Below are 22388 nucleotides of genomic sequence, written 5' to 3' on the forward strand. Positions count from 1 at the left end.
TCGTCCTGTGCCTGGCCGTGGTGTTCGGCGGTCTGGTCTACGGCCTCACGGTGGGGCTGATGCACCGGTGAGCGGGCCCGCGCGGTACCTGCGTGAGAACGGGCTGACCCTGGCCTTCGGCACGGCCTTCCTGCTCAGCCTCGCGGGCCAGGCGCTCGCCGGGCACGCCGAGTTCAACAGTCTTCTGACCGCCCAGAGCCTGCGTCCGCTCTCGCTCCCGGAGTACCTCTTCACGTCCGACTTCCTGGTGGACGTCACCGAGAACTGGCAGTCGGAATTCCTCCAGTTCTTCCTGTACGTCATCGGCACGGTGTGGCTGCTGCAACGCGGTTCACCGGAGTCCAAGGAACTCGGCAAGGCCGGCACCGAGTCGGACGAGGAGCAGAAGGTCGGTGCCCACGCGACACCGGACTCGCCGCGGTGGGCGTCCGCGGGCGGACCGCGCCAGGCCCTCTACTCCTCTTCCCTCGGCACCGTGATGGGTCTGATCTTCCTGTCGTCATGGCTGGTCCAGTCCGTCACCGGCCGGGTGGCCTTCAACGAGGAGCAACTGCGGCAGTTGCAGGAACCGGTCGGCTGGGGCACGTACGTCAGCTCGGCCGAGTTCTGGAACCGCACCCTGCAGAACTGGCAGTCGGAGCTGCTGGCCGTGGCCTCGATGGCGATCCTCTCCGTCTATCTCCGTCAGCGCGGGTCCCCGGAGTCGAAGCCGGTGGGCGCGGCGCACTCCTCGACGGGTGTCGAAGGCTGAGGCTGCCGGGCGGTCCGGTCGGGCGGGGCTCAGGCCGGGGAAGCGATCCCGATCGGGTCGACATCCTCGGCGCTGTGGCGGGCGTTTCAGTGCCCGTGGTGGGGGTGATGCCGGGAGTCCGGTGTGCCGTGTCCGGCGGACGCCAGGGGGTCCGTTCTCGCCGCCGCGTGATCCCGCGCGTCCGGCTGCGTCGGCCCGTTGGCCAGGAGCGTCAGCAGATCGGTCACCTCGCGGTCGGCCTCGGCCGGGTGGCGGAACCTCGCGTGCTGGGCGATGTCGTACCGGTTGCGGCGTCCCGTGCGGGAGCGTGTGAGGTAACCCGCCTCCTCGAGGTCGGCCACGATGCTCTGGACCGACCGCTCGGTCAGCCCGCAGATGGCGGCGACATCCCGCAGACGGATACCGGGATCGCGCGCGATCGTGATCAGGACGCGGGCGTGGTTGGTCAGGAACGTCCACAGCGATCGACTCGATGGGTTATGGCCCATTTGGTCATTATCAGGGGAATTATTTACGCTGCACAAGTCAGGAAATGCATTTCGCGTAACCCTTGACGTGTGATGTCCGGCGGGGTCAGCATCAAGAGACACTTGGTTTGGCCAAGGGAGCGCGTCATGTCCCCCATCCCGGACCTCACCCCTGACAAGCCCGCGGGCCGCGCGGCCCCAGAACCGCAAACAGCGCAGGACGACACCAGGATGCGGACCAGCGTCAGCCAGGCGCCCGGCTGCCCCACGAAGGTCGTCGTGGCCGGGGAGATCGACTTCAACACCTCGGCCGAGGCTTTCCAGGTCATGGCCTCCGCCCTGAGCGCCTACCGCCGGGGCCTGGAAGTCGACCTCTCGCAGGTCACGTTCTGCGACTGTTCGGGCCTCAACGCCCTGCTGCGGGCCCGCCTCCTCGCCTTGAAGGGCGCACGTTCCTTCCGCATCACCGACGCGAGCCCCCCGGTCGAGCGGCTGCTGACGCTCACGGGGACCCGCACCCTGCTGACCGGGGGTGGGCCCGCCGACGCGGGCCCGCGCACCTGTGCGCTCTGCGGCGAACCGGCGTCGGCCGATCGCGGCGCGGTCGTCCCCGACTCCTCCTACATCGACTCCCGCGATCACCGACGGGACGGGAAACGGCCCGTGGCCGCCTGCTCCGAAGACCACCTGCGCCAACTCCTCTCCCACTACGGCGGACGTCCCTTCACCGAGGCGGAACTGTGGGCCGGAAGGGTCGCCCGCACGATCAACATCGAGACCCTCGCGGCCGAATCAGGCCTGGACGAGAAGCAACTCGCGGCCGCCGCCCTATGGCGCCGCCACGGCCACATCGCACCCCCCGAGGACGACCTCCGGGCCCCCTGACCCACCGCCCCCGTCGGCCCGTGCCTCCCCAGCAGCGGGCCTTCCCTCGCACCCGAGCGACCAATGCACGCACGCCCGGAGGGGGCGCCACGGACCCGCTGCCCGCCCCGCTCAGCGCGCGCGCCGCGGGACCACCGCCACCACCGACCGGCTCCGGAAGGACGACCCCCGGCAGGGCCCGCCGCGACCACGAACCGCACGGCTGCCCGCGGCCGCCTCGCCGCCATGGACTGACAGCCCCACCGCGACCGGAAGGCAGCCGAGTGAAACTGGACTTCCTCGCCCCCGTGTACGCACACCCCGGCCCCGTCGCCTCGGTCTACCTCGACACCTCCCGCGACGTCGAAGACCCGGACCGGGCCGTCGAGCTGCGCTGGCGCCACCTGCGGGAGAGCCTGCTCGCCCATGACGCGGACGAGGCCACCGTCGGCGCCGTCGAGGAGGTGCTCGGCGCCGGCCGGCAGATCGCGGGCCCCCATGGACAGGCGGTCTTCGCCGCCCGCGGGCAGCTGGTCCTGGCCGAGTGCCTGCCCGAACCGCCGTCGCGCGATGCCGCGCGCTTCGGCTCGGTGCCCGACGCCCTGCCGCTCGCGCTCCGGCACGCCCCTGACATCGCGTACGCCGCCATCGCGATGCATCGCGCACACCCGGCGGAGGGGAGCGGCACCGGGGACGAGCTGGAGGTCGCCTTCGACACCGGGCGGTGGCCGATGAGCCGGGTCGCCGCCGTTCACCGCCCCGACCGCAGGATCCCGGTGGACGGCTGGCCGAGGCAGGCCGAGGAACTCGTCGACGAGCTGACCCGGTTCGACGAGGCCTCCGCCCTGGAGGCGATCGTGCTGGCCGGCGACCCGTGGGCCGCCAACACCATCACCAGACTCGCCCCGAAGCGGCTGCGCGATCGTCTCTTGAAGATCAAGAGCGACGGCCCGCGGCACCGCGAGAGCGGCCGGGCCCTCTTGGAGGAGGAGCTGGCGGAACTCTTCGCCGGCCGGCGCTCCGACGCCGACCGGCAGCAACTCGACGCGTTCCACGCCCAGCGCGCCCGCGAGCCGCACGAGGTCGAAGGCATCACGGCCGCCGTCGCCGCTCTCCAGCAGGGCCGGGCGCAGGCCCTCATCCTCAGCCGTCCCCGGCTGTCCGACCCGAACCTGTGGGTCGGTACGGCGCCGACGCACCTCGCGCTGTCCGGGGCGGAGCTGAACAGCTTCGGCGTGGACTACTACTGGGAGGAGCAGGCGGGCAACGCCCTGATCCGGGCCGCGGCCGCGACGCAGGCGGAGCTGATCGTGGTCCACCGGGAGGAACTGCCGCTGGACGACGGCGTGGCCGTACTGCTGCGCTACACCAGCACCTGACCCCGTACCGCGGCCCGGGACCGTGAGGGCGGCACGGGTGAACGCACCCCGCCCGGGTAGGGGCGGGACGACTCACGTCGAGCCGGCCGCACCGCGCCGTCGGCGGTGGGCACCGAGAGGAGGCGGCTGTGCAAGACCACGGACTCTCCCGACGCGAGCAGGCGATCCTGGCCGACATCGAACGGGAACTGCGCTGCGACCGGCTGCTGGACCGCAGGATGCGCACCATGCGCCCCCATGACGGGCGCAGCACCGGTCTCCCGCACGGACACCGCCTGGCCGCCGTCACCTGGGCGGCGGCATGCCTCTCCATGGTCCTGCTCATCGCGGCGCTGTCGCGGCCCGGTTCCGGCCTCGTCGGCGCCTTCGCCCTGTCGTGGACGGCCACACTGACCTGTCTGCTGCTGCTGGTCTGCCGATGGTGCCGCACAGGGGCCGCGGCCACGGAACACCGGGACGACGGAGACGGACGGTAGGCGCCGGGCAGTGCGCGCGGCGTCGGAAGGAGGCGAGCAGGTGGAAGGCACGAGCGCCCCATTCGGGCAGACCGCGCAGGAGAAGACCTATCTGGTCACCCAGGCGGTATGGAACGGCCGGTGGCAGCTGTGCGCCGCCCTGCTGACGGTGTGGATCCTCGTGCGAGAGATGCGGAGACGGTGATGAGGGCATCGAAGGTCGTCTACAAACCCGTCGGTCTGGCGCTGGGCTCCCTGAGCGGCGTCGTGGCCGGGATGCTGTTCAAGCAGCTCTGGAAGAAGCTGCGGCACGAGGACGACGCGCCGAACGCCACCGACGAGGACCGCAGCTGGCGCGAGATCCTCATCGCCGCGGCGCTGCAGGGCGCCGTCTTCGCCGCCGTCAAAGCCGTCGTCGACCGCGGCGGAGCCGCCGCCACCAAGCGCCTCACCGGTGTCTGGCCCGGGTGAGAACGCAGCGGCGGTCCCGAAGCCGCGCCGGTCCGGCCGGCGTACGCGTGTCGCGGCGCCGAAGCCCAAGGGCGAGGGTCATGGACGCGCCCCACCGCACCTCCGTCTGGCGGGCGGCTGGAGGCAGTTGAGGCGAGAGGTACGCCAACTGTTCGGGAATGTGGCCATTTTGGCTGTGACTATGCTCAAGCCCTAAGTGATTGAGGCGTTTTATCGATCACTCATGGGCAGAGTGGGGCGGCCGATAAACACCCCCACGTGACCGCAGGACCGGAGAACCGATGGACAGCAACCTCGTCATCCAGCCCCCCACTGGTGGCCAGGCGTTCGATGAGAGCCAAGTGTCTCTCTACTACAGCCGCAAGACCGCGGACATCATCCACAAGTACGGGCCGGGACCCCGCGTCCACTTCCACATGGGACTCTTCGCCCCCGGCGCGGCACCGAACACCACGGTTTCCCAGCGCGTGCTCAAGCGCCGCATCATCGAGTCCCAGGAGGCGATAGTCGACCACGCCGCCCGGACCTGGGGCGCGTACGCCACCCCGCCCGCCCGGCTCCTCGACATCGGCTGCGGGGTCGGCGGCGGCTCGCTCTACTGGGCGCAGGAGCACGGCGCGGTGGTCACGGGTCTCACGGTCGCGGGCGAACACGTGCCGGTCATCCGGGACTTCGCCCGTCAGGCGGGGGTCGGCGACCGCGTGACCCCGCTGGTCGCCGATGTCCACGACTTCACCACCGAACAGAGATACGACGCCGCCTACGCCAACGAGAGCTCCGGCTACATGGACCGCGAGCGGCTCTTCCAGGTGGTCGCCAAGGCGCTTAAGCCGGGAGGCTGGTTCGGGATCCAGGAGCACTTCATCCGCCGTCCCGAGTGGACCGAGTTCATCGACGGCTACTACAAGACGCGCCTGGGCACCCTCACCGAGTACATCACCGCGGCCGAGGCCGCCGGCTTCGAGCTGGAGCAGGACGAGGACGTGACCGACCGGGTCGCCGAGTTCTGGGTGCAGTCCATGGCCTGGAACACGGCCGAGCTGGACCGGGTCGAGAGCTCCGGAGCCCCGTCCGCCTGGTCGCGCGAACGGCTCCAGGAGTCCACCATCACGCACGGCAAGCTGTTCCGGATCTGGCGCGACCACGCGCTGGAGACCCGGCTGCTGCTCTTCCGGCTGGGCGGGGGCAACTGACGATGCCACCCGTCTACGCAGAGGGCGCCGCACCCTCCCGCATCGGCTGGCGGCTGCCACCGGTCTACTGTCCGTTCGAGCCGAACCTGATCCACCCCAAGGCAGCCGAACTGGCACAGCGGGCCATCGCCTGGATCGACCGGTACGACCTCTACCCGGACGCCACCGAGCGCGCCTGGGGACTGGCCACCCACAGCGCCGACTTCACCAGCCGCATCATCCCGTACGGCGATGTGGAGGCGATGCTGCTGTTCACCGAGTGGAACTACTGGGCCTTCGCCACCGACGACGCGCAGGCCACGGGACCCGCCGCGCACCGCACGGCGCACTTCGCCGACCACAGCGCCCGGCTCATCCGTGCCGTCGAGGCACCCGGCTCGGGCCTGCTGCCGGCGACCCCGCACACGGCCGCGCTCGAGGATCTGGTGACCCGCACCCGGGCGATGCTGACGCCCTTCCAGCTGCGCCGGTTCACCGAGGGCATGCGGGACTGGATGTTCGGCGAGGGCTGGCAGACCTCCAACGCCGAGCGCGGGGTGATGCCGAGCCTCAACGATTGGGCCGCCATGCGCGTCTCCGTCAACGGCACCCGGTTCACGCTGACATGGTGCGACGTGGCGAACGACATCGCCCTGCCGGCCGATGTGCTGTACTCGGCGCCCGTACAGGCCCTGACCGACGCCGCCGGTTACGTGGTGAGCTGCGACAACGACCTGTTCTCCTACAACAAGGACGACGATCAGGAGCCCTGGGAGCCGAACCTGATCAACGTCCTCGCCCGGCAGAACGGCTGTACTCCCGTGGAGGCCCTGCCCGCCGCGGCCGCCGTGCGGGACCGCGCGCTCACGCTCTTCATCCGCCTGAGCGAGCGGCTCGCGCGGGACGCCGACGAGGAGCTCGGCCGGTATCTCGTCTCGCTGGAGCACTGGATCGCCGGCGACATCGCCTACCACAACCTGGCGCCGCGCTACGCCAGCCCGCGCAACCGCAATGAACTCCCGGTGGAGGGCGCGTCGTACGACATCACCTGGCGGGACACCCCCAGTGATCCGAGCGTCGAGCCGCTCCCCATACCGGCGATCGCCTGGTGGTGGGAGCAGCTCGACGACTGAATCACGCCCGGCTCAGAGGTGGCGGCCCGCGCCGAACAGCCGGCGCCACAACGACGGCCGCGCCGTCCGCCCCTCGCCCGCCGGCGCGGGGGCCGCCGGCGCGGCCGCCTCCGGCGGGGGCGCCGCCTCGGCGGGTACGGGTGAGGAGCCGGTGACCCCGCTGCCGCGCGGCGTGAACGCCACCGGAAGGGCCACCAGCTGGTGGGACATCAACGAGCTGTTGCGGCGCAACGCGCTCTCCGGGACGGCCAGTTCCAGGTCCGGCAGCCGGGTGAGCAGGGTGTCGATGCCGGTGTCCGCGATGGCCCGGCCGATGTCCTGGCCGGGGCACTCGTGCGGACCGCTGCTGAACGCCAGGTGCGAGCGGTTTCCATGCACGGACGCCGCAGGGTCGGGGCGGATCTCGGGGTCCGCGTTACCGGCGGCCAGGCCCAGCAGCAGCATGTCACCGCCCTTGATCTGCCGTCCGCCCAGAACGGTGTCACCGGTCGCCCAGCGGCCCAGGACGGTGGTGAGCGGCGGCTCGTCCCACAGCACCTGCTCCAGGGCGTCGGGCAGTGTCATGTGCCCGCCGGAGAGGTTCGCGCGGAAGCGGCGGTCGGTGAGGATCAGCCGCAGCGTGTTGGAGATGAGGTTGGCCGTCGTCTCGAAGGCCGCGACCAGCACGAGCCGCAGGTGCTCCACGATCTCCTCGTCCGAGAGGGACGAGGAGTGCTCCAGCAGCCAGGACGTGAAGTCCCGCCCCGGCGCGGCGTGTTTGCGTGCCACCAGCTCCCGCAGGGCCACCGAGACGTACTCGTTGCTGGCGACGGCCGTCTCGGTGCCCTTGATCATGTCGCGGGCGGCCTCGACGAGGCGCGGCCCGTACGAGTCGGGTGCCCCGACCAGCTGGGTCATCACGAGCATCGGCAGCGGTTCGGCGAAATCCGCTATCAGGTCCGCCTTCCCCGACGCCGCGAACTCGTCGATCAGCTGGTCGGCGAACCGCTTCACGTAGCGGCGCACACCGCGCCGGTCGAAGCGCTCCAGCGACTCGGTGACCGCGCCGCGCAGGCGCTCGTGCTCCACCCCGTCGACGAAGTGGCACACCGGCTGCCAGGCCGTCATCGGGGTCAGCGGATGGTCCGCGGCCACCCTTCCCTCCTGCTGGTCGCGCCAGCGGCGGGGGTCGCGGGAGAAGCGCGACGGAGTACGCGCCACATCCAGGTTCTCGCGGTGGCCGAGCACCAGCCAGGCCGGGAGATCACCGTGGACGAGGACGGGGGCCACGGCCCCGTGTTCGGCCCGCAGCTTCTCGTACAGGCCCGTCGGGTCGGCCTCGGCCTCGGGACCGTAGAGCCGGTGGGCGGGGCAGCCCGGGGGTGGGACGAGGGTGGGCTCGGGCGTGCTCATGATGCCTCCGGGGTGACGGCGAGCGAGTGCAGGTAGCGCATCAGCGTCATCAGGACGTCGCGGCTGGAGTCGCGCCGCCGGGCGTCGCAGAAGACGAGGGGGACGGTCGGGGGCAGATCGAGGGCGCTGCGCAGCTCCTCCGCAGGATGCTCGGGCGCCTCGGGGAAGGAATTGACGGCGACCACGAAGGGCACCCCGCGCTCCTCCAGCCGGCCGATCACATCGAAGCTGACCTCCAGCCTGCGCGTGTCGACCAGCACCACCGCGCCGAGCGCTCCCTCGAACAGGCCGTGCCAGAGGAACCAGAAGCGCTGCTGGCCGGGAGTGCCGAAGAGGTACAGCACCAACTCCTCGTTGATGCTGATCCGGCCGAAGTCCATGGCCACGGTGGTGGAACTCTTGCGCTCCACGCCCGCGGTGTCGTCGACGCCGACCCCGGCCTGGGTCATCGTCTCCTCGGTGGTCAGCGGCCGGATCTCGCTCACCGAGCCGACCAGAGTCGTCTTGCCCACGCCGAAGCCGCCGACGATCACCACCTTGACCGCGGCGGCGGCCGTGGCCGGCAGTACGTCCTCGCGCCGCGGCCCCGCCTGGGGATACCCCGTGGTGGTGGCCGGGGGAGGCTCAGAGCTTCTGAAGTCCATCGATCACTGCCTCAATCAATGCCAGGTCCGGGAGTTGTGCGAGGGCGACGGGTGCGCGTGAGAGCACCTGGCCCGCGGTGAGCAGATCGTCGATCAGTACGGTGACCACGCTCACCGGCAGGCCGAGATACGCGGAGATCTCGGCCACCGAGAGCGGCGACTGGCACAGTCGCATGATCGCCGCCTGTTCCGGCTGCATCCCCGGCCCGGGCCCCGACCTGGCCACGATCAGCGTGACCAGGTCGAGAGCGGTGGGTACTAACGGTCCGCTGCGGCCGCCCGTGATGACGTAGAGCCGTTCGGGAGCCCTGTCCTCCCAATCCCGGCCCGGGTTGCTCACGCGGTCGTCCCGTCGCTGCGCGGCGGGCTGCTGAGGTGCTCTCCGATCCGCGCCACCAGGTCACGCATGCGCTGGCCCATCAGTCCGGCGTCGACGCCCTCGTCGGCCAGCACCGCGAGATAGGCGCCGGTTCCGGCCGCCATGAGGTAGAAGAAGCCGCCGTCCATCTCGATCACGACCAGCCTCATCCGGCCCCTGCTGTTGGGGAGCTCGGAGGCGACCGCTCCGGCGAGGCTCTGCAGTCCGGCGCAGGCGGCCGCGAGCCGGTCGGCCGTGTCCGTCTCCGCGCCGTACTGGGCCATGCGCAGGCCGTCGGCGGAGAGCACGATGACATGGCGGGTCTGCGGAACGCTCTCGGCCAGGTCCTTGAGCATCCAGTCCATATTGGTCTGCAGCTGACTCATGGCTGTTCCCCCTTGCTCGCCGAGGCCGGCGAGGCGTCTGTGTTCTGACTTGCGCCGGTCCGGCTCTCGCCGGTCCGTCCTGCGGTGTTCTGGCCCGTGCCGGGCTGGCCGTCCCCGGATACTCCGCTCTGGAAGGCGGCCAGCCACATCCCCGGCTGTACCTGGGGCTCGGGCTCCGCTTCGGCCCGGTCCGGAGCCGGGGCAGTGGTCCAGCCGAGAGCGGGTTCGGCCGGCGCCGTGGCGCGGGCCTTGCGTCGCCGTTGCGGCAGTCCGTTCGACGTCCGCTCGGTCACGGCGGCAAACTCGTCGACGGCATCGCCGGGTATCGGGACGCGGGGATCGCCGGCCGGGCGCGTCGCCTGCGGCCCGGCGGCCGGACGGGTGGCCGGACGGGTGGCCGGCTGTGCCGCTGCCGGGGCCGGTGCCGCGGTCGGACCGGAGGGCTGCGCGGTCGCGGGCTCCAGGGCGCGGGGGCCCGAGGAGGTGCCGATGCCGTGGGCGACGCCGGTCGCGGCCGAGACGGTGGTGATCAGGTCCTGCGGGATGATCAGGACGGCGCGCACCCCGCCGTATGCCGAAGAGCGCAGCGAGACCCGGAAGTTGTAGGCCTGAGAGAGCCGGCCGACCACGGCGAGGCCCAGGCGCGGAGTCTCGCCCAAGTCGGTGAGGTCGATGCCCTGCTGCGCCTGGCGCAGCATGCGCTCGGCCCGCTTGCGGGCCTCCTCGCTCATGCTCAGCCCGCCGTCCTCGATCTCGACGGCGATGCCCGAGTTCACGTCGACGGCGGTCAGGTGGACCTTCGTCTGCGGCGGGGAGTAGCGGGTGGCGTTGTCCAGCAGCTCGGCCAGCGCGTGGATGAGCGGTTCGACGGCGGGGCCGACGACCGCGACCTGGGAGACCGAGTGGAGCTCCACGCGCTGGTAGTCGATGATCCGCGACATGGCGCCGCGCAGCACGCTGTACAGGGGCACGGCCTTGCTCCACTGGCGGCCGGGCCGCGCACCACCGAGTACGGCGATGGAGTCGGCGAGCCGGCCGATGAGCGCGGTGCCGTGGTCGAGCCGCAGCAGATCGCCGAAGACGGCCGGAGTCTGGCCGTGCCGGTCCTCCATGTCCCGCAGCTCGGTGGCCTGTTGGTGCACGATCGCCTGGACCCGGCGGGCGATGTTCACGAAGGCCCGCTGCGCCGAGTCGCGCAGGTCCTCCTCGGCGACGACGGCGTCGAGCACCGAGCGCAGCACTGCCTGGTGGGCCGCCTTGAACTCGGGGGTCAGGCCCGGCCCGTAGGCGTCGGGGTCTTCCAGGGAGGTGAGCACATCCTCGGGGAACTCCCCCTTGCGCAGCCGCGCCACGACGTCGGGCAGCAGCGTCTCGGCCAGTCGTACGGTCTCGGCCTGCTGCTGCGACAGAGCCGCCTCCTGCGCGGCGACCGTGGCGCGGAGCGCCGCCACCGCCTTGCCGCGCCGGGCGGCCTCACCACAGGAGAGTGCGACGGCGACGAAGGCCGCGACACCCACCCAGGCCACGGAGGTGCGGGCAGGTGCCGATACCAGCGCCAATGCCACCGCTGCGACTGCCGCGGTCAGCAGGGCGGGCAACGCCCAAACGGCGGGTGAGACGGGCCCTGGACTGCCGGGCGACGATCCCTCTCGAACCATCAGAACCCTCAAACGATCGAAAACGAAAGATCATAGGACAACAGCCCGGGATCTTATCGGTTCTTCGCACAGGTCTTGACAACAGGTCATGATGCGGACGTGACCGTTGAGTTGGCCTTGCTCGCGGTGACCGAAAAGAGGGGGCCCTGCGGTCCGGGCCGGCTTCTCGCAGGGCCTGCCGCCCGCGCCTCACGCCCCGCCGGACGCCCGGCCGAGGGTCGTACGGGCTTTGGGTAGGACGTGACGCGGAGCTCCTGTGAATCGGCCGATTCCTGTCGGCCTCATCCCACAGGCCTCATCCCCCGGGCCTCACCCGAGAGGCCTCACCCCGTCGAACTCACTCCACCGGGGCGGCGGGCGGGTGTTTCGAGTTCCATCCGTACGTCCACGACCCCTTCGACCGCGCGGACGGCGCGGGCGATGAGAGGTGCCAGGGCGCGGTTGCGCAGGCCGCCGCGGACGGTGACCACCCCCTCGTCGACCGTGCAGTCGAGATGCAGCGGGGAAGCCAGCTCCGCCAGGACCGCCTGGCGGACCTCGGCCTCGATCTCCTCGTCCGGCCGGAGGAACACCTTCAGGAGGTCACCGCGGCTGACGATGCCCTCCAGCAGGCCGATGTCGTTCACCACCGGCAGCCGTTTCACGCCCTTCGTGACCATGATGCGGGCCGCTTCGGCGAGGCTGGCGTCCGGGTGGACGGTGATGGCAGGGCTGGACATGAGCTCCTCCGCGAGGACCGCCGCGGCCTTCGACGCCTCGTCGAGCTGTTCCGGCAGTCTCGGCTCCTTCTGCCGGAACTCCTCCTTGGGCAGGAGGTCGGCCTCGGAGACCACGCCGACGACGCGGCCCTCGCCCTCCAGCACCGGCACGGCGCTGACCTTCCACTGGTGCATCAGCGCGACGATCTCCTTGTACGAGGCCTCACGTCCCACGGCGACGGCCGTGTCACTCATGACGTCGCTGACGGTGTACGGCTTCGTGGGCATGGCGCTCTCCGTTCGCTCCACTCCCAGTCTCCGACGGGGCGGCCGCCCCCGCGAGGGCCGCCCCCGCGAGGGCCGCCCCCGCGAGGGCCGCCCCCGCGAGGGCCGCCCCCGCGAGGGCCGCCCCCGCGAGGGCCGCCCCCGTGAGGGCCGGCCGGGCCGGGCCCGGGCTCCCGGGCCCGGCGCGCGATCGCGGTTCAGTACGGCCAGGACCAGTCCGCGACCTCGGGCAGGTCGGTGCCGTGGACGCGGATCCAGTCGTGGTGGCGCAGCCGCTGGTCGGACATGCTCTGGCGAAGGGCCGCGGCACGGCCGACGAGACCGGGTACGCGGTCCACGACGTCCATGACGAGCCGGTACCGGTCGAGGTCGTTGCGTACGACCATGTCGAAGGGCGTCGTCGTGGTCCCGGACTCCTTGTAGCCGCGGACGTGCGGCCGCGGGTGGCCGGTGCGCCGGTACGCGAGGCGGTGGAGCAGCCACGGATAGCCGTGGTAGGCGAAGATCACCGGCCTGTCGCGGGTGAACAGCGCCTCGTACTCGGTCCCCGTCATGCCGTGGGGGTGCTCGTCCCGCGGCATGAGCCGGGTGATGTCGACGACGTTCACCACCCGGACGGCCAGTGCGGGAAGGTGCTCGCGCAGCAGTGCCGAGGCGGCGAGCACCTCCAGGGTGGGCACGTCGCCGGCGCAGGCGAGCACCACGTCCGGCTCGCGGGAGCCGTCGTCCGTCCCCGCCCACTCCCAGATGCCGGCGCCGCGCTCGACGTGGGCGCGCGCCTCGTCCATCGGCAGCCAGTCGTGGCAGGGCTGCTTGCCGGCGACGATCACGTTCACCTGGTCCCGGCTGCGCAGTACGCGATCGGCCACGGCGAGCAGGGTGTTGGCGTCCGGCGGCAGGTAGACCCGTACGACGTCCGGGCTCTTGTTGAGGACGTGGTCGACGAAGCCGGGATCCTGATGGGAGAAGCCGTTGTTGTCCTGGCGCCAGACATGTGAGGTCAGCAGGTAGTTGAGGGAGGCCACGGGGGCGCGCCAGGGCAGTTCGCGGGCGGTCCTGAGCCACTTGACGTGCTGGCCGACCATGGAGTCGACGATGTGGGCGAAGGCCTCGTAGGTGGAGAACAGGCCGTGCCGGCCGGTGAGCAGATAGCCCTCCAGCCAGCCCTGGCAGACGTGTTCGGAGAGGATCTCCATGACCCGGCCGTCCCGCGAGAGGTTCCGGTCGGTGGGCTCCGTCATCCCCTGCCACGCCTTACCCGTGACCTCGTACAGGGCGTCGAGCCGGTTGGAGGCCGTCTCGTCCGGCCCGACGACCCGGAAGTCGCGACGTTCCCGCGTGTCCCGTATCACCTGCGCCAGCAGACGACCCAGCTCCCGGGTCGGTTCGTGGAGCGTGCCGCCCGGTTTCGCCACGGGGACGGCGTACGTGTCGGGCGCGGGCAGCGGCAGGGGACGCAGGAGTCGGCCGCCATTGGCACAGGGGCTCGCGCCCAGGCGCAGTTCGCCTTCCGGTACGCAGGCCAGTACCTGAGGTACGGGCCGCCCCTCGGCGTCGAAGAGCTCCTGCGGCCGGTACGAGCGCAGCCAGTCCTCCAGCTGCTTCAGGTGGGCGGGATGCTCGCGGACCGCGGCGAGCGGTACTTGGTGCGAGCGCCAGGTTCCCTCGACGGGTTCGCCGTCGACGCGCACCGGCCCGGTCCAGCCCTTGGGCGTGCGCAGGACGATCAGCGGCCAGTGCGCGTACTCCCGACCGCGTTCGCGCTCCGCGCCGTCCGCGCGGGCCTCCTGCTGGATGCGGGCGATGCGGTCCAGGGCCCGGTCCATCGCGCGGGCCATGGCCTGATGGACGACCGCCGGGTCGTTCCCGCCCACGTACAGCGGATCGTGTCCGTAGCCGCGCAGCAGCGCGTCGAGCTCTGCCTCGGGCAGGCGGGACAGCACGGTGGGGTTGGCGATCTTGTAGCCGTTGAGGTGGAGGACGGGCAGGACCGCGCCGTCGCGGACCGGGTCGAGAAACTTGTTCGAGTGCCAGGAGGCGGCGAGGGCTCCCGTCTCCGCTTCGCCGTCTCCGATGACGCAGGCGACCAGCAGGCGGGGGTGGTCGAACGCGGCGCCGTACGCGTGCGCCAGGCAGTATCCGAGCTCTCCGCCCTCGTGGATGGACCCCGGCGTCCCGGGTGCCACATGGCTCGGTACCCCGCCGGGGAAGGAGAACTGCCGGAACAGCTTGGCCATGCCGGCGGCGTCCCGTGTGACGTCGGGGTAGGTCTCGGTATAGGTGCCCTCCAGCCAGGAGTTGGCCAGCACGGCGGGACCGCCGTGCCCCGGGCCCCAGACGCACAGGGCGGAGAGCGAGCGCTCCTTGATCACGCGGTTGATGTGGGTGTACACGAGGTTGAGGCCGGGCGAGGTGCCCCAGTGGCCCAGCAGTCGGGGCTTGATGTGCTCGGGCCGCAGCGGCTGCGTCAGCAGCGGGTTGTCCATGAGATAGAGCTGGCAGGCTGCCAGGTAGTTGGCGGCGCGCCAGTGGGCGTCCAGTTCCCGGATCCGGTACTGCGTCATCTCCGCTCCTTCGCGAGGCGGGCGGGCGGGGGACGGTGCGTGCGTCGGCCGACGGTGCCGATACCGGCACGGTGGGACGCCCGGACGGTCGCCGGCAGGGAGCGCCGGCCCTCCCCGAGGGACCTTCGGCCCTTCTGCCGCGGGCAGGCGGGCGCAAGGGTCCCTCCAGGTGTCGCCTACCCGGTCGGCGCCGCCGCACCCGCCCCTGTGGCAGGAACCGACGGATCGCCGCGGCGCCCGGCCGCCGCCCAGCCGTCCCGGGGGTGGGCGGAGGGGCGTGGGTCGGTTGACATAGGTATGCAGTCATACCTATTGTGGATCGCATGCCCGCCTCCAGCGCGTCCGACCAGGACACCCGTCGCATCGCCTCCGGGCTCGCGGCCGTCCTGCCCGCGCTGCACCGGGCTGTCGACCGGCGGGTTTTCCAGGATTTCCCGCACCCCAAGCTCCCCGACGGCCAGCTGGCGGTGCTGCGGTTCGTCGCGGAACACGACGGCGTCACCGTGCGCGCAGCAGCCGACGCGCTGCTGATGAAGCCCAACAACGTGAGCGCCCTGGTCACCCAGCTGGCAGCTCAGGGGCTGTTGGAGCGCAGGCAGGACGAGGCCGACAAGCGGGTGGCGCACCTGCATCTGACGGCCGAGGCACGGCGCCGGCTCGACGAGTTCGGGAACCTCGTGGAGGGGTACCTCGTCGAGGCGCTCCACACCCTCACGGACGGGGACCTGGACGCCATCGGGTCCGCCCTCGGTGCCCTTCGGGGTCTGGCCCGGCGGATTCACCCCGCCGCGCGCTGACGTCCTCCCGCGGCCGGCCGCTGTCGCCGGCCGCACACCCCGTCCTTCGAAGAAGCAAGGCACCTCCATGTCCTCCACCGCCGTGGACCGCTCACCCCTGCCCGCACACTTGCCCGCACACTCTCCGCCGGAAGGCGCCCGTGACCGACGCGGCCATCCCTGGCTGACCCTGATCGCGGTCGCCTTCGGCCTGTTCATGGTCGGCCTCGACGGCTCGGTGGTCTCGATCGCGAACCCGGAGATCGGCCGGGACCTGAACGCTTCCACCGCCGACCTGCAATGGGTCACCAACTCCTACCTGCTGGCCCTGGCCGCCGCGCTGATCCTCGGCGGGAAGCTGGGCGACCGGTTCGGCCGGCGTACGTACTACCTGGTCGGCGTCGCGGGCTTCACCGTCGCCTCGGTCGCCATCGGCCTGGTGGGCTCCATCGAGGGGGTCATCGCCTTCCGCGCCGTACAGGGCTTCTTCGGCGCCCTGCTGATGCCCAACACGCTGGGCCTGCTGCGCGCGGTGTTCCCGCCCAAGAAGTTCGGCATGGCCGTGGGCATCTGGGCGATGGTGTCGTCCGTCTCCACGGCGCTCGGCCCCATCGTCGGCGGGCTGCTCGTCGAGCACGTCAGCTGGGAGTCCGTCTTCTACATCAACGCCCCGATCGGTGTCATCGCGTTGGCCTTCAGCGCCTTCGTACTGCCGCAGAGCAAGAACGCCTCCAGCGCCCATGACCGCTTCGACGTCCTGGGTGTCATCCTGCTGGCGCTCGGGCTGCTCCTCGTCGTCTTCGGCGTCGTCAAGGGCGAGACGTGGGGGTGGACTTCCGGCTCGACTCTGGGCGCGCTCGCCGCCGGAGTCATCGTCGTGTCGGTGTTCGGCTGGTACGAGACGCGCATCGGGCACCCCCTACTGCCGATGAGGCTGTTCCGCAGCCCGGCGCTGAGCATCGGCGCGGTCATCACGGCGGTCAACTTCTTCGTCCTGCTCGGTGTGATCTTCTTCGTCATGCTCTACCTGCAGAACGTCCGCGGTTTCACGCCCGTCGAAGCCGGCGTGCGCACCCTGCCGCTGAGCCTGGCTTCCGTGGTCGCCTCACCCCTGGGTGCGAAACTCACCGAGACGTTCAGCGCCCGTCTGACCATGCCGCTGGGCATGGTGCTGCAGGCAGGCGCCTCGTTCGGGATGCTCGGCTGGGGGGTGCACTCCTCGTACGCCGCCATGTGGCCGCCGTTCATCGCCCTGGGCCTCGGTGTCGGCATGGTCATGGCCGCCTCCTCCGACGCGATCGTCGGCAACGCGCCGGTCAAGGACGCGGGTGTGGCGGGCGGCCTGCAGGCCACCGCGCTGCAGATCGGCGGGGCTCTGGGCACTTCCGTACTCATGTCCCTGATCAGCGGCAGGGTCGGCGCCACGATGACCCGCGAGCTCACCTCGGCCGGGGTGCCCGCACCCGTGGCCGAGGGCCTGCACACGGCCAAGGACGCCGTCGCGATGGGGATGTCACCGGTGAGCGGCGACATGCCGGGGCAGCTGAAGGCAGCGGTCGTCGAGGGCGCCGGCCAGGCGTTCATCAACGGAGTGCACTCCGCGGCCCTGCTCACCGGGGTGCTGTGCGTGGCCGGCGCCGTCCTGGCGGCGGTCGGCGTCCGGCGCGCTCCCCAGGCGCCCGGCGGGCACTGAGAGCGCGAGGGACCGGCCCGGTCGGCGCGATGCGCGTACGTGAGGCGCGTACACCGGCCCGGACGGGCCGCGCCTGACACCACTCAGGTCGACGACGTGTGCCCGCTCGACGGAGCGGCGGCGGGCGGTCCGCAGCAGCCCGGTGCGGCGCAGGCCGAATGGCCCCGTATCCGGGCAGTACGGCCCGCTCCGGCCGCGCTCCGGGAGGCAGTTCCTCGGCCAGCGCGGCCACGGTCCAGCGCACCGCGTCGCCGACGTCGACGCGCACCCCACCGCGCCGGTGCGCCCGGGCCTCGTCCCGCCCGGCCGGCACCAAGGGGCCGGGGAACCAGCGGTCCAGGGTGGCCGACACGGTGGCGCCGACCGCCCCGTAGCCGCCGGCGACGAGGATCCGGCCGGTGGTGGCATCCGAGTTCGCTGTGGTCACACTCCAGTGAAATACACCAAACCGGTGGGGCGCCGGGGAGTTGCCGGACCGCTCCGAGGTCGTTCCTCACGGGTCGTGACGGAGGGGATTCGACAGGTAGTAATTAGATGAATCCCTGACTGAATTCACGTCAACAAGTCCGTAGCGATTATTTCGATTCGATAACGGCAGACCCTCGAAGGCCTGGACCATTGGAGTGGGTCAGAGGGCAACTCACTTGTAATTGAGGTGTATTGAGGGTTCATCAGATCCGTACGGGAAGGTAACAGAAGGATTTCACAAGGCGGGCTCCTCTTTGTCCGAATTCTGGACGCCATTCGTCTGGCAGGCTTCCGCGCACCCAGTCTTCCGATCAAGAGTTGAGGTGCCCATGACAGTCAGGCGCAGACGGCGGGACCACCGGCGCAAACCGCGGCGGTTGATACTCCTCACCGCCGCCATGGCCGCGGCGGCGGTGATAGCCACCGGAGTTGCTTACTCCGGATTCGGCGACGGCGCCCAGGCGGTGGCGCCCGTACAGGCCGCAGGACCCGGCGAACCTCCCGTACCGGCCGCGGCGCCCGCCCGGGACCACGAGCCGGAGCCCATCGCGGACGCGCCGGCCAACGAAACCGAGCGGGGCCTGATCTACGACGGCCTCAAGGCCGCGCCGAAGGGCGACCGTTGCACCGGCGTCTACCGCACCGAAGCCGGACACTGCACCCACGGCCCCGACGCCCCGCCCCCGGGCGTCGACATCAAGAAGGACGTCCCACCGGCCGTCAAGGAGACGGCTCCGGCAGCCGACCCGGCCCGGCCGGCGGCCGATGACCCGGCCACCGCCGAAGGAGGCGGGCGTTCTCAGGACGCGCCCGCCGCCGACGCGGCGGCCGCGACCGCCGACGCGCCGGCCCCCGCGGCCTCGGCCGGAAGCGAGGCCGTCGCCGCAGGACCCGCGGGCCAGACCGTCCAGTGCGACGGCGACGGCAGCACCGGAAACCGCGTACAGGTCGTGTACGTCCACGCTCCGGGCCGCGACCGCTACTCCGAGTACGTCGCCTCGTTCCGCAAGTGGGCGGCCGACGCCGACCTCATCTACGCGACGAGCGCCCAGGAGACCGGCGGAATACGCCACATCCGCTACGTGACGGCGGCCGACTGCACTCCGACCGTGCTCAACATCGAGCTCCCGGCCTCGGCGCTGGCAGAGTTCAGCGCGACCAACGCCGCCCTCGCGGGCAAGGGCCTGGACCGCCGGGACCGCAAGTACATGATCTTCGCCGACACCCAGGTCTACTGCGGCATCGGCACCTTCAACGGCGACGAGCGGCCCGGCCAGGCCAACCTGAGCAACTTCGGCCCCTCCTACGGCCGTACGGACTCCGGATGCTGGGGCGGCCACACCGCGGCCCACGAACTCGGCCACAACCTCGGGGCGGTCAACAACAGCGCCCCGAACACCAGCCGGGGCGCCCACTGCACCGACGAGTTCGACGTCATGTGCTACTCCGACACCCCGTACTACCCGACGATGCGCAACGTCTGCACCAATCGGGCGTCCGAGAACATCCTGGACTGCAACCACGACGACTACTTCCACACCAGCCCCCGGGCCGGCAGTTACCTGGCCACCCACTGGAACATCGCCGACAACCAGTTCCTGATGCGCACCAAGGGCGGCGGAACCGATCCCGGTCCCACGCCGACCCCCACGCCCAAGCCGACCGCGAAGCCGACGCCCACCCCGACGAAGAAGCCCACCGGAGGCCCGGCGGTGACCGCCGGCCAGGTGACCTCGGGCTCCGTCGTGGTGAGCTGGCCCAAGGTCGAGGGCGCCGCCTGGTACCAGGTCCTCCTGAACGGCAAGCACCTGACATGGGTCCAGTCCCAGGTGCTGCGCATCCACAACCTCCGGCCCGACACCCCGTACACGGTGGCCGTGTCCGTCCGCGACAGTGGCGGCCGTGACACCGGCCCCGGCAAGGCCGCGTCCTTCCGTACGTCCGCCGCGGGCGGCGGTGCCACCACCCCCGGCACCGCCTACCTGCTCGGCAACGGCAGCACCGGCATGTCCGCTGAGCTCTGGGGCGGCCGGACCGCCGACGGCACGGTGCTCGTCGGGGCCCGCTCCAACGGATACGCCCAGCAGCAGTGGTACTTCGACGACGCGGGCGGCGGCCAGGTCCGCATCCGGTCGTCGGTCTCCGGTAAGTGTCTGCAGCCCGGCGGCGCGCCGGCCGCGGGCATGTGGATCGCACAGCAGCCCTGCGGCAACGGCGGCGCGCAGGCGTGGCGGCTGTCCTCCCGCAATGGTGCCGTGACCGTCACGGACGCCAGCGGCGGCTACGCCCTCACCGTGAGCAACCGGCCGTACTACGGCAACCGGCTGCTCGAACTCCAGCGCGCGGACGGGCGCGCGACGCAGGTCTGGACCGTTCAGAAGGCCGGCTGACCGGCTCGTGAACTCCCCGGCAGCGTAATCCCCGGTGGGCGGCCGCCCCGCGCGGCCGTCCACCGGCTCCTCCCAGCCCACACGGAGCACCGCGACGATGCGCAGACGAATCGCCTCTTCAGCCGTACGGTCCGCACTGGCCGCACTGGCGGCCGCACTGGCCGTACTGGTCCTCATGTTCCTGATCCCCACCGCGGCGCACGCCCACGGCGACACCCTGAAAGTGGTGGTGACGGGGCACCGCGAAGGCCGTGTCACCGTGGACGTCACGTGGGAGAACGACGGTGACGCCGTCGACAGGGCCGTCGCCGCCACGGTCAACGCGGTCAGCCCCGATGGCGTCCGCTCCCTGGGGCCCTGGCGCCTGGTCCGCGACCCCGGCGCGTCACCCGCCGGCTGGATGACGGCCGAGGCCCTGCCACCGGGCACCTGGAAGGTCACCGTCGACGTGGCGTTCCCGGCCCTCGGGCACGGGGAACTCGTGGTCGGCGTACCCGTGGTCGATCCGGTCCAGCCCACCGGTGCCCCGCCTTCCCGTGCCCCGACGGGCGCTGCTCCGACCGCCGCTGTGCCGGTGCCGGTGCCGGTGCCGGTGCCGGTCACACCGTCCTCGTCTCCTACACCGGCGCGGACACCGGCCCCCGCCACCCCTGGCCACACCGCCTGGTGGACGACGGCAGGAGTGGCCGCGACCGCTCTGGCCGGCGCGGTCGTCGGACTCCTGATCCGTCGCAGGCGAGGGGGGCGCAGGTGATCGCCGGCCGAGGCAAGAGCGCCGCCCAGCAGAGCGGACATCATCCGCCGACGCACCGGTCGGGAAGGTCCGCACGGGCAAGGGCGGGGCCGCTTGAACGATCAACGGAGCAGGGGGTTAGCATATGAGCGCCGCCTAGCTCGAAAGATAAATCTGTGACTGTCAACGAGGACTCGTTCACCAACTGGAAGAACCGCGAGGAGATCGCGGAGTCGATGATCCCCATAGTGGGGAAGTTGCACCGGGAGCGGGACGTCACGATCCTGCTCCACAGCCGCTCCTTGGTGAACAAGTCGGTGGTGAGCATCCTCAAGACCCACCGGTTCGCCCGGCAGATCGCCGGTGAGGAACTCTCGGTCACCGAGACGCTGCCGTTCCTCCAGGCTCTCTCCACGCTCGATCTCGGTCCTTCCCAGATCGACATCGGCATGCTCGCCGCGACGTACAAGACCGACGACCGCGGTCTCTCGGTGCAGGAGTTCACCGCCGAGGCCGTCGCCGGCGCCACGGGCGCCGACAAGATCGAGCGCCGCGCGCCGCGCGACGTCGTCCTCTACGGGTTCGGCCGCATCGGCCGCCTCGTCGCCCGCCTGCTCATCGAGAAGGCCGGCTCCGGCAACGGTCTGCGGCTGCGCGCCATCGTCGTCCGCCAGGGCGGTGACCAGGACATCGTCAAGCGTGCCTCGCTGCTGCGCCGTGACTCCATTCACGGCCAGTTCCAGGGCACGATCACCGTCGACGAGGCGAACAGCACGATCATCGCCAACGGCAACGAGATCAAGGTGATCTACGCCAACGACCCGTCGGAGGTCGACTACACGGCGTACGGCATCAAGGACGCCATCCTCATCGACAACACCGGCAAGTGGCGCGACCGCGAGGGACTGTCGAAGCACCTGCGACCCGGTGTCGCCAAGGTCGTCCTGACCGCGCCGGGCAAGGGTGACGTCCCCAACATCGTGCACGGCGTCAACCACGACACGATCAAGCCGGACGAGCAGATCCTGTCCTGCGCCTCCTGCACCACCAACGCGATCGTCCCGCCGCTGAAGGCGATGGCGGACGAGTACGGCGTCCTGCGCGGGCACGTGGAGACCGTCCACTCGTTCACCAACGACCAGAACCTGCTGGACAACTACCACAGCTCCGACCGCCGCGGCCGCTCGGCGCCGCTCAACATGGTCATCACGGAGACGGGCGCCGCTTCCGCCGTCGCCAAGGCGCTGCCCGACCTCAAGGCGCCGATCACCGGTAGCTCGATCCGCGTCCCGGTGCCGGACGTCTCGATCGCGATCCTCAGCCTGCGGCTCGGGCGCGAGACCACCCGCGAGGAGGTCCTCGACTACCTCCGCGACGTGTCGCTGACCTCCCCGCTCAAGCGCCAGATCGATTTCACCACCGCCCCCGATGCGGTCTCCAGCGACTTCATCGGTTCGCGCCACGCCTCGATCGTCGACGCCGGCGCCACCAAGGTCGACGGCGACAACGCGATCCTCTACCTCTGGTACGACAACGAGTTCGGCTACTCCTGCCAGGTCATCCGCGTCGTCCAGCACGTCTCCGGGGTCGAGTACCCGACCTACCCGGTTCCGGGGGTCTGACCCCGCGGACCGTCCGGCCCGCGTCCCGG

21 protein-coding genes are annotated in these 22388 nt (G+C 71.2%); 13 read left to right on the top strand and 8 right to left on the bottom strand.

Annotated elements, in window-relative coordinates; translation table 11 throughout:
- The first annotated feature begins 67 nt into the window (after positions 1-67).
- A complete protein-coding gene (locus ABZX75_RS21880; protein WP_355412954.1) occupies positions 68-751 on the top strand; it encodes a DUF6766 family protein in 684 nt (227 codons plus the stop codon).
- A gap of 86 nt (positions 752-837) precedes the next feature.
- Here the strand turns inward: ABZX75_RS21880 and ABZX75_RS21885 are convergent, their stop codons facing one another.
- Positions 838-1239, bottom strand: a complete 402-nt coding sequence (locus ABZX75_RS21885) for a helix-turn-helix domain-containing protein (protein ID WP_355412956.1) — start codon at positions 1237-1239, stop codon at positions 838-840.
- Between the two features lie 126 nt (positions 1240-1365).
- On the opposite strand from ABZX75_RS21885, the gene ABZX75_RS21890 reads away from it, so the two are divergent.
- The 7 genes from ABZX75_RS21890 (at position 1366) to ABZX75_RS21920 (ending at position 6692) form a co-directional block, all read left to right on the top strand.
- Complete coding sequence (locus ABZX75_RS21890; protein ID WP_355412958.1) at positions 1366-2103, top strand: STAS domain-containing protein; 738 nt, start codon at positions 1366-1368, stop codon at positions 2101-2103.
- A gap of 263 nt (positions 2104-2366) precedes the next feature.
- Positions 2367-3461 carry a hypothetical protein gene (locus tag ABZX75_RS21895; protein WP_355412961.1) on the top strand — a complete coding sequence of 365 codons (1095 nt, stop codon included), beginning with the start codon at positions 2367-2369 and terminating at the stop codon, positions 3459-3461.
- A 128-nt stretch (positions 3462-3589) separates the two neighbouring features.
- Positions 3590-3937 carry a DUF3040 domain-containing protein gene (locus tag ABZX75_RS21900; RefSeq protein WP_355412963.1) on the top strand — a complete coding sequence of 116 codons (348 nt, stop codon included), beginning with the start codon at positions 3590-3592 and terminating at the stop codon, positions 3935-3937.
- 40 nt (positions 3938-3977) lie between these two features.
- On the top strand, positions 3978-4121 hold the full coding sequence (locus ABZX75_RS21905; RefSeq protein WP_355412965.1) for a hypothetical protein: 144 nt from the start codon (positions 3978-3980) through the stop codon (positions 4119-4121).
- Positions 4121-4387, top strand: a complete 267-nt coding sequence (locus ABZX75_RS21910; protein ID WP_355412968.1) for a DUF4235 domain-containing protein — start codon at positions 4121-4123, stop codon at positions 4385-4387. Before ABZX75_RS21905 ends, ABZX75_RS21910 begins: the two co-directional genes overlap by 1 nt.
- 281 nt (positions 4388-4668) lie before the next feature.
- The gene (locus tag ABZX75_RS21915) at positions 4669-5580 is read left to right on the top strand and encodes a methyltransferase domain-containing protein (RefSeq protein WP_355412970.1); all 912 of its coding nucleotides are present in this window, start codon (positions 4669-4671) and stop codon (positions 5578-5580) included.
- A gap of 2 nt (positions 5581-5582) precedes the next feature.
- On the top strand, positions 5583-6692 hold the full coding sequence (locus tag ABZX75_RS21920; protein WP_355412972.1) for a hypothetical protein: 1110 nt from the start codon (positions 5583-5585) through the stop codon (positions 6690-6692).
- A 12-nt stretch (positions 6693-6704) separates the two neighbouring features.
- Here the strand turns inward: ABZX75_RS21920 and ABZX75_RS21925 are convergent, their stop codons facing one another.
- The 7 genes from ABZX75_RS21925 to ABZX75_RS21955 all read right to left on the bottom strand — a co-directional run bounded on the left by ABZX75_RS21925 (position 6705) and on the right by ABZX75_RS21955 (position 14677).
- Complete coding sequence (locus ABZX75_RS21925) at positions 6705-8084, bottom strand: cytochrome P450 (protein WP_355412974.1); 1380 nt, start codon at positions 8082-8084, stop codon at positions 6705-6707.
- Positions 8081-8728 (bottom strand): ATP/GTP-binding protein, encoded by a 648-nt coding sequence (locus ABZX75_RS21930; RefSeq protein ID WP_355412976.1) that lies wholly within the window; start codon positions 8726-8728, stop codon positions 8081-8083. Before ABZX75_RS21930 ends, ABZX75_RS21925 begins: the two co-directional genes overlap by 4 nt.
- Positions 8709-9068: a DUF742 domain-containing protein gene (locus tag ABZX75_RS21935; protein WP_355412978.1), complete on the bottom strand. Its 360-nt coding sequence runs from the start codon at positions 9066-9068 to the stop codon at positions 8709-8711. The genes ABZX75_RS21930 and ABZX75_RS21935 overlap by 20 nt, the downstream gene beginning before the upstream one ends.
- The gene (locus ABZX75_RS21940) at positions 9065-9472 is read right to left on the bottom strand and encodes a roadblock/LC7 domain-containing protein (RefSeq protein ID WP_355412980.1); all 408 of its coding nucleotides are present in this window, start codon (positions 9470-9472) and stop codon (positions 9065-9067) included. Before ABZX75_RS21940 ends, ABZX75_RS21935 begins: the two co-directional genes overlap by 4 nt.
- On the bottom strand, positions 9469-11130 hold the full coding sequence (locus tag ABZX75_RS21945; RefSeq protein WP_355412982.1) for an ATP-binding protein: 1662 nt from the start codon (positions 11128-11130) through the stop codon (positions 9469-9471). The genes ABZX75_RS21940 and ABZX75_RS21945 overlap by 4 nt, the downstream gene beginning before the upstream one ends.
- Before the next feature lie 323 nt (positions 11131-11453).
- On the bottom strand, positions 11454-12116 hold the full coding sequence (locus ABZX75_RS21950; protein ID WP_355412984.1) for a CBS domain-containing protein: 663 nt from the start codon (positions 12114-12116) through the stop codon (positions 11454-11456).
- Positions 12117-12310: 194 nt separating this feature from the next.
- On the bottom strand, positions 12311-14677 hold the full coding sequence (locus ABZX75_RS21955; RefSeq protein ID WP_355412986.1) for a phosphoketolase family protein: 2367 nt from the start codon (positions 14675-14677) through the stop codon (positions 12311-12313).
- 323 nt (positions 14678-15000) lie between these two features.
- Between ABZX75_RS21955 and ABZX75_RS21960 the strand changes: the two genes are divergently transcribed.
- The 5 genes from ABZX75_RS21960 to ABZX75_RS21980 all read left to right on the top strand — a co-directional run bounded on the left by ABZX75_RS21960 (position 15001) and on the right by ABZX75_RS21980 (position 22359).
- The gene (locus tag ABZX75_RS21960; RefSeq protein ID WP_355412989.1) at positions 15001-15474 is read left to right on the top strand and encodes a MarR family transcriptional regulator; all 474 of its coding nucleotides are present in this window, start codon (positions 15001-15003) and stop codon (positions 15472-15474) included.
- A 67-nt stretch (positions 15475-15541) separates the two neighbouring features.
- Positions 15542-17146: an MFS transporter gene (locus ABZX75_RS21965; RefSeq protein WP_355412991.1), complete on the top strand. Its 1605-nt coding sequence runs from the start codon at positions 15542-15544 to the stop codon at positions 17144-17146.
- A gap of 797 nt (positions 17147-17943) precedes the next feature.
- Entirely contained in the window at positions 17944-20004 is a 2061-nt protein-coding gene (locus ABZX75_RS21970) for an RICIN domain-containing protein (protein ID WP_355412993.1), read from the top strand.
- Positions 20005-20101: 97 nt separating this feature from the next.
- A complete protein-coding gene (locus ABZX75_RS21975) occupies positions 20102-20758 on the top strand; it encodes a hypothetical protein (protein WP_355412995.1) in 657 nt (218 codons plus the stop codon).
- Between the two features lie 155 nt (positions 20759-20913).
- Positions 20914-22359: a glyceraldehyde-3-phosphate dehydrogenase gene (locus tag ABZX75_RS21980; protein ID WP_355412997.1), complete on the top strand. Its 1446-nt coding sequence runs from the start codon at positions 20914-20916 to the stop codon at positions 22357-22359.
- Positions 22360-22388 lie beyond the last annotated feature (29 nt).

Origin of the sequence: Streptomyces sp. NPDC003038 (assembly GCF_040611115.1) — a bacterium.
Taxonomy (GTDB): domain Bacteria; phylum Actinomycetota; class Actinomycetes; order Streptomycetales; family Streptomycetaceae; genus Streptomyces.

Bases quoted from the DNA above. Each gene is read 5' to 3' on its own strand.
- ABZX75_RS21885 (WP_355412956.1), bottom strand. From the start codon at position 1,239: ATGGGCCATAACCCATCGAGTCGATCGCTGTGGACGTTCCTGACCAAC.
- ABZX75_RS21890 (WP_355412958.1), top strand. From the start codon at position 1,366: ATGTCCCCCATCCCGGACCTCACCCCTGACAAGCCCGCGGGCCGCGCG.
- ABZX75_RS21910 (WP_355412968.1), top strand. From the start codon at position 4,121: ATGAGGGCATCGAAGGTCGTCTACAAACCCGTCGGTCTGGCGCTGGGC.
- ABZX75_RS21915 (WP_355412970.1), top strand. From the start codon at position 4,669: ATGGACAGCAACCTCGTCATCCAGCCCCCCACTGGTGGCCAGGCGTTC.
- ABZX75_RS21920 (WP_355412972.1), top strand. From the start codon at position 5,583: ATGCCACCCGTCTACGCAGAGGGCGCCGCACCCTCCCGCATCGGCTGG.
- ABZX75_RS21925 (WP_355412974.1), bottom strand. From the start codon at position 8,084: ATGAGCACGCCCGAGCCCACCCTCGTCCCACCCCCGGGCTGCCCCGCC.
- ABZX75_RS21930 (WP_355412976.1), bottom strand. From the start codon at position 8,728: ATGGACTTCAGAAGCTCTGAGCCTCCCCCGGCCACCACCACGGGGTAT.
- ABZX75_RS21940 (WP_355412980.1), bottom strand. From the start codon at position 9,472: ATGAGTCAGCTGCAGACCAATATGGACTGGATGCTCAAGGACCTGGCC.
- ABZX75_RS21945 (WP_355412982.1), bottom strand. From the start codon at position 11,130: ATGGTTCGAGAGGGATCGTCGCCCGGCAGTCCAGGGCCCGTCTCACCC.
- ABZX75_RS21950 (WP_355412984.1), bottom strand. From the start codon at position 12,116: ATGCCCACGAAGCCGTACACCGTCAGCGACGTCATGAGTGACACGGCC.
- ABZX75_RS21955 (WP_355412986.1), bottom strand. From the start codon at position 14,677: ATGACGCAGTACCGGATCCGGGAACTGGACGCCCACTGGCGCGCCGCC.
- ABZX75_RS21960 (WP_355412989.1), top strand. From the start codon at position 15,001: ATGCCCGCCTCCAGCGCGTCCGACCAGGACACCCGTCGCATCGCCTCC.
- ABZX75_RS21965 (WP_355412991.1), top strand. From the start codon at position 15,542: ATGTCCTCCACCGCCGTGGACCGCTCACCCCTGCCCGCACACTTGCCC.
- ABZX75_RS21970 (WP_355412993.1), top strand. From the start codon at position 17,944: ATGACAGTCAGGCGCAGACGGCGGGACCACCGGCGCAAACCGCGGCGG.
- ABZX75_RS21975 (WP_355412995.1), top strand. From the start codon at position 20,102: ATGCGCAGACGAATCGCCTCTTCAGCCGTACGGTCCGCACTGGCCGCA.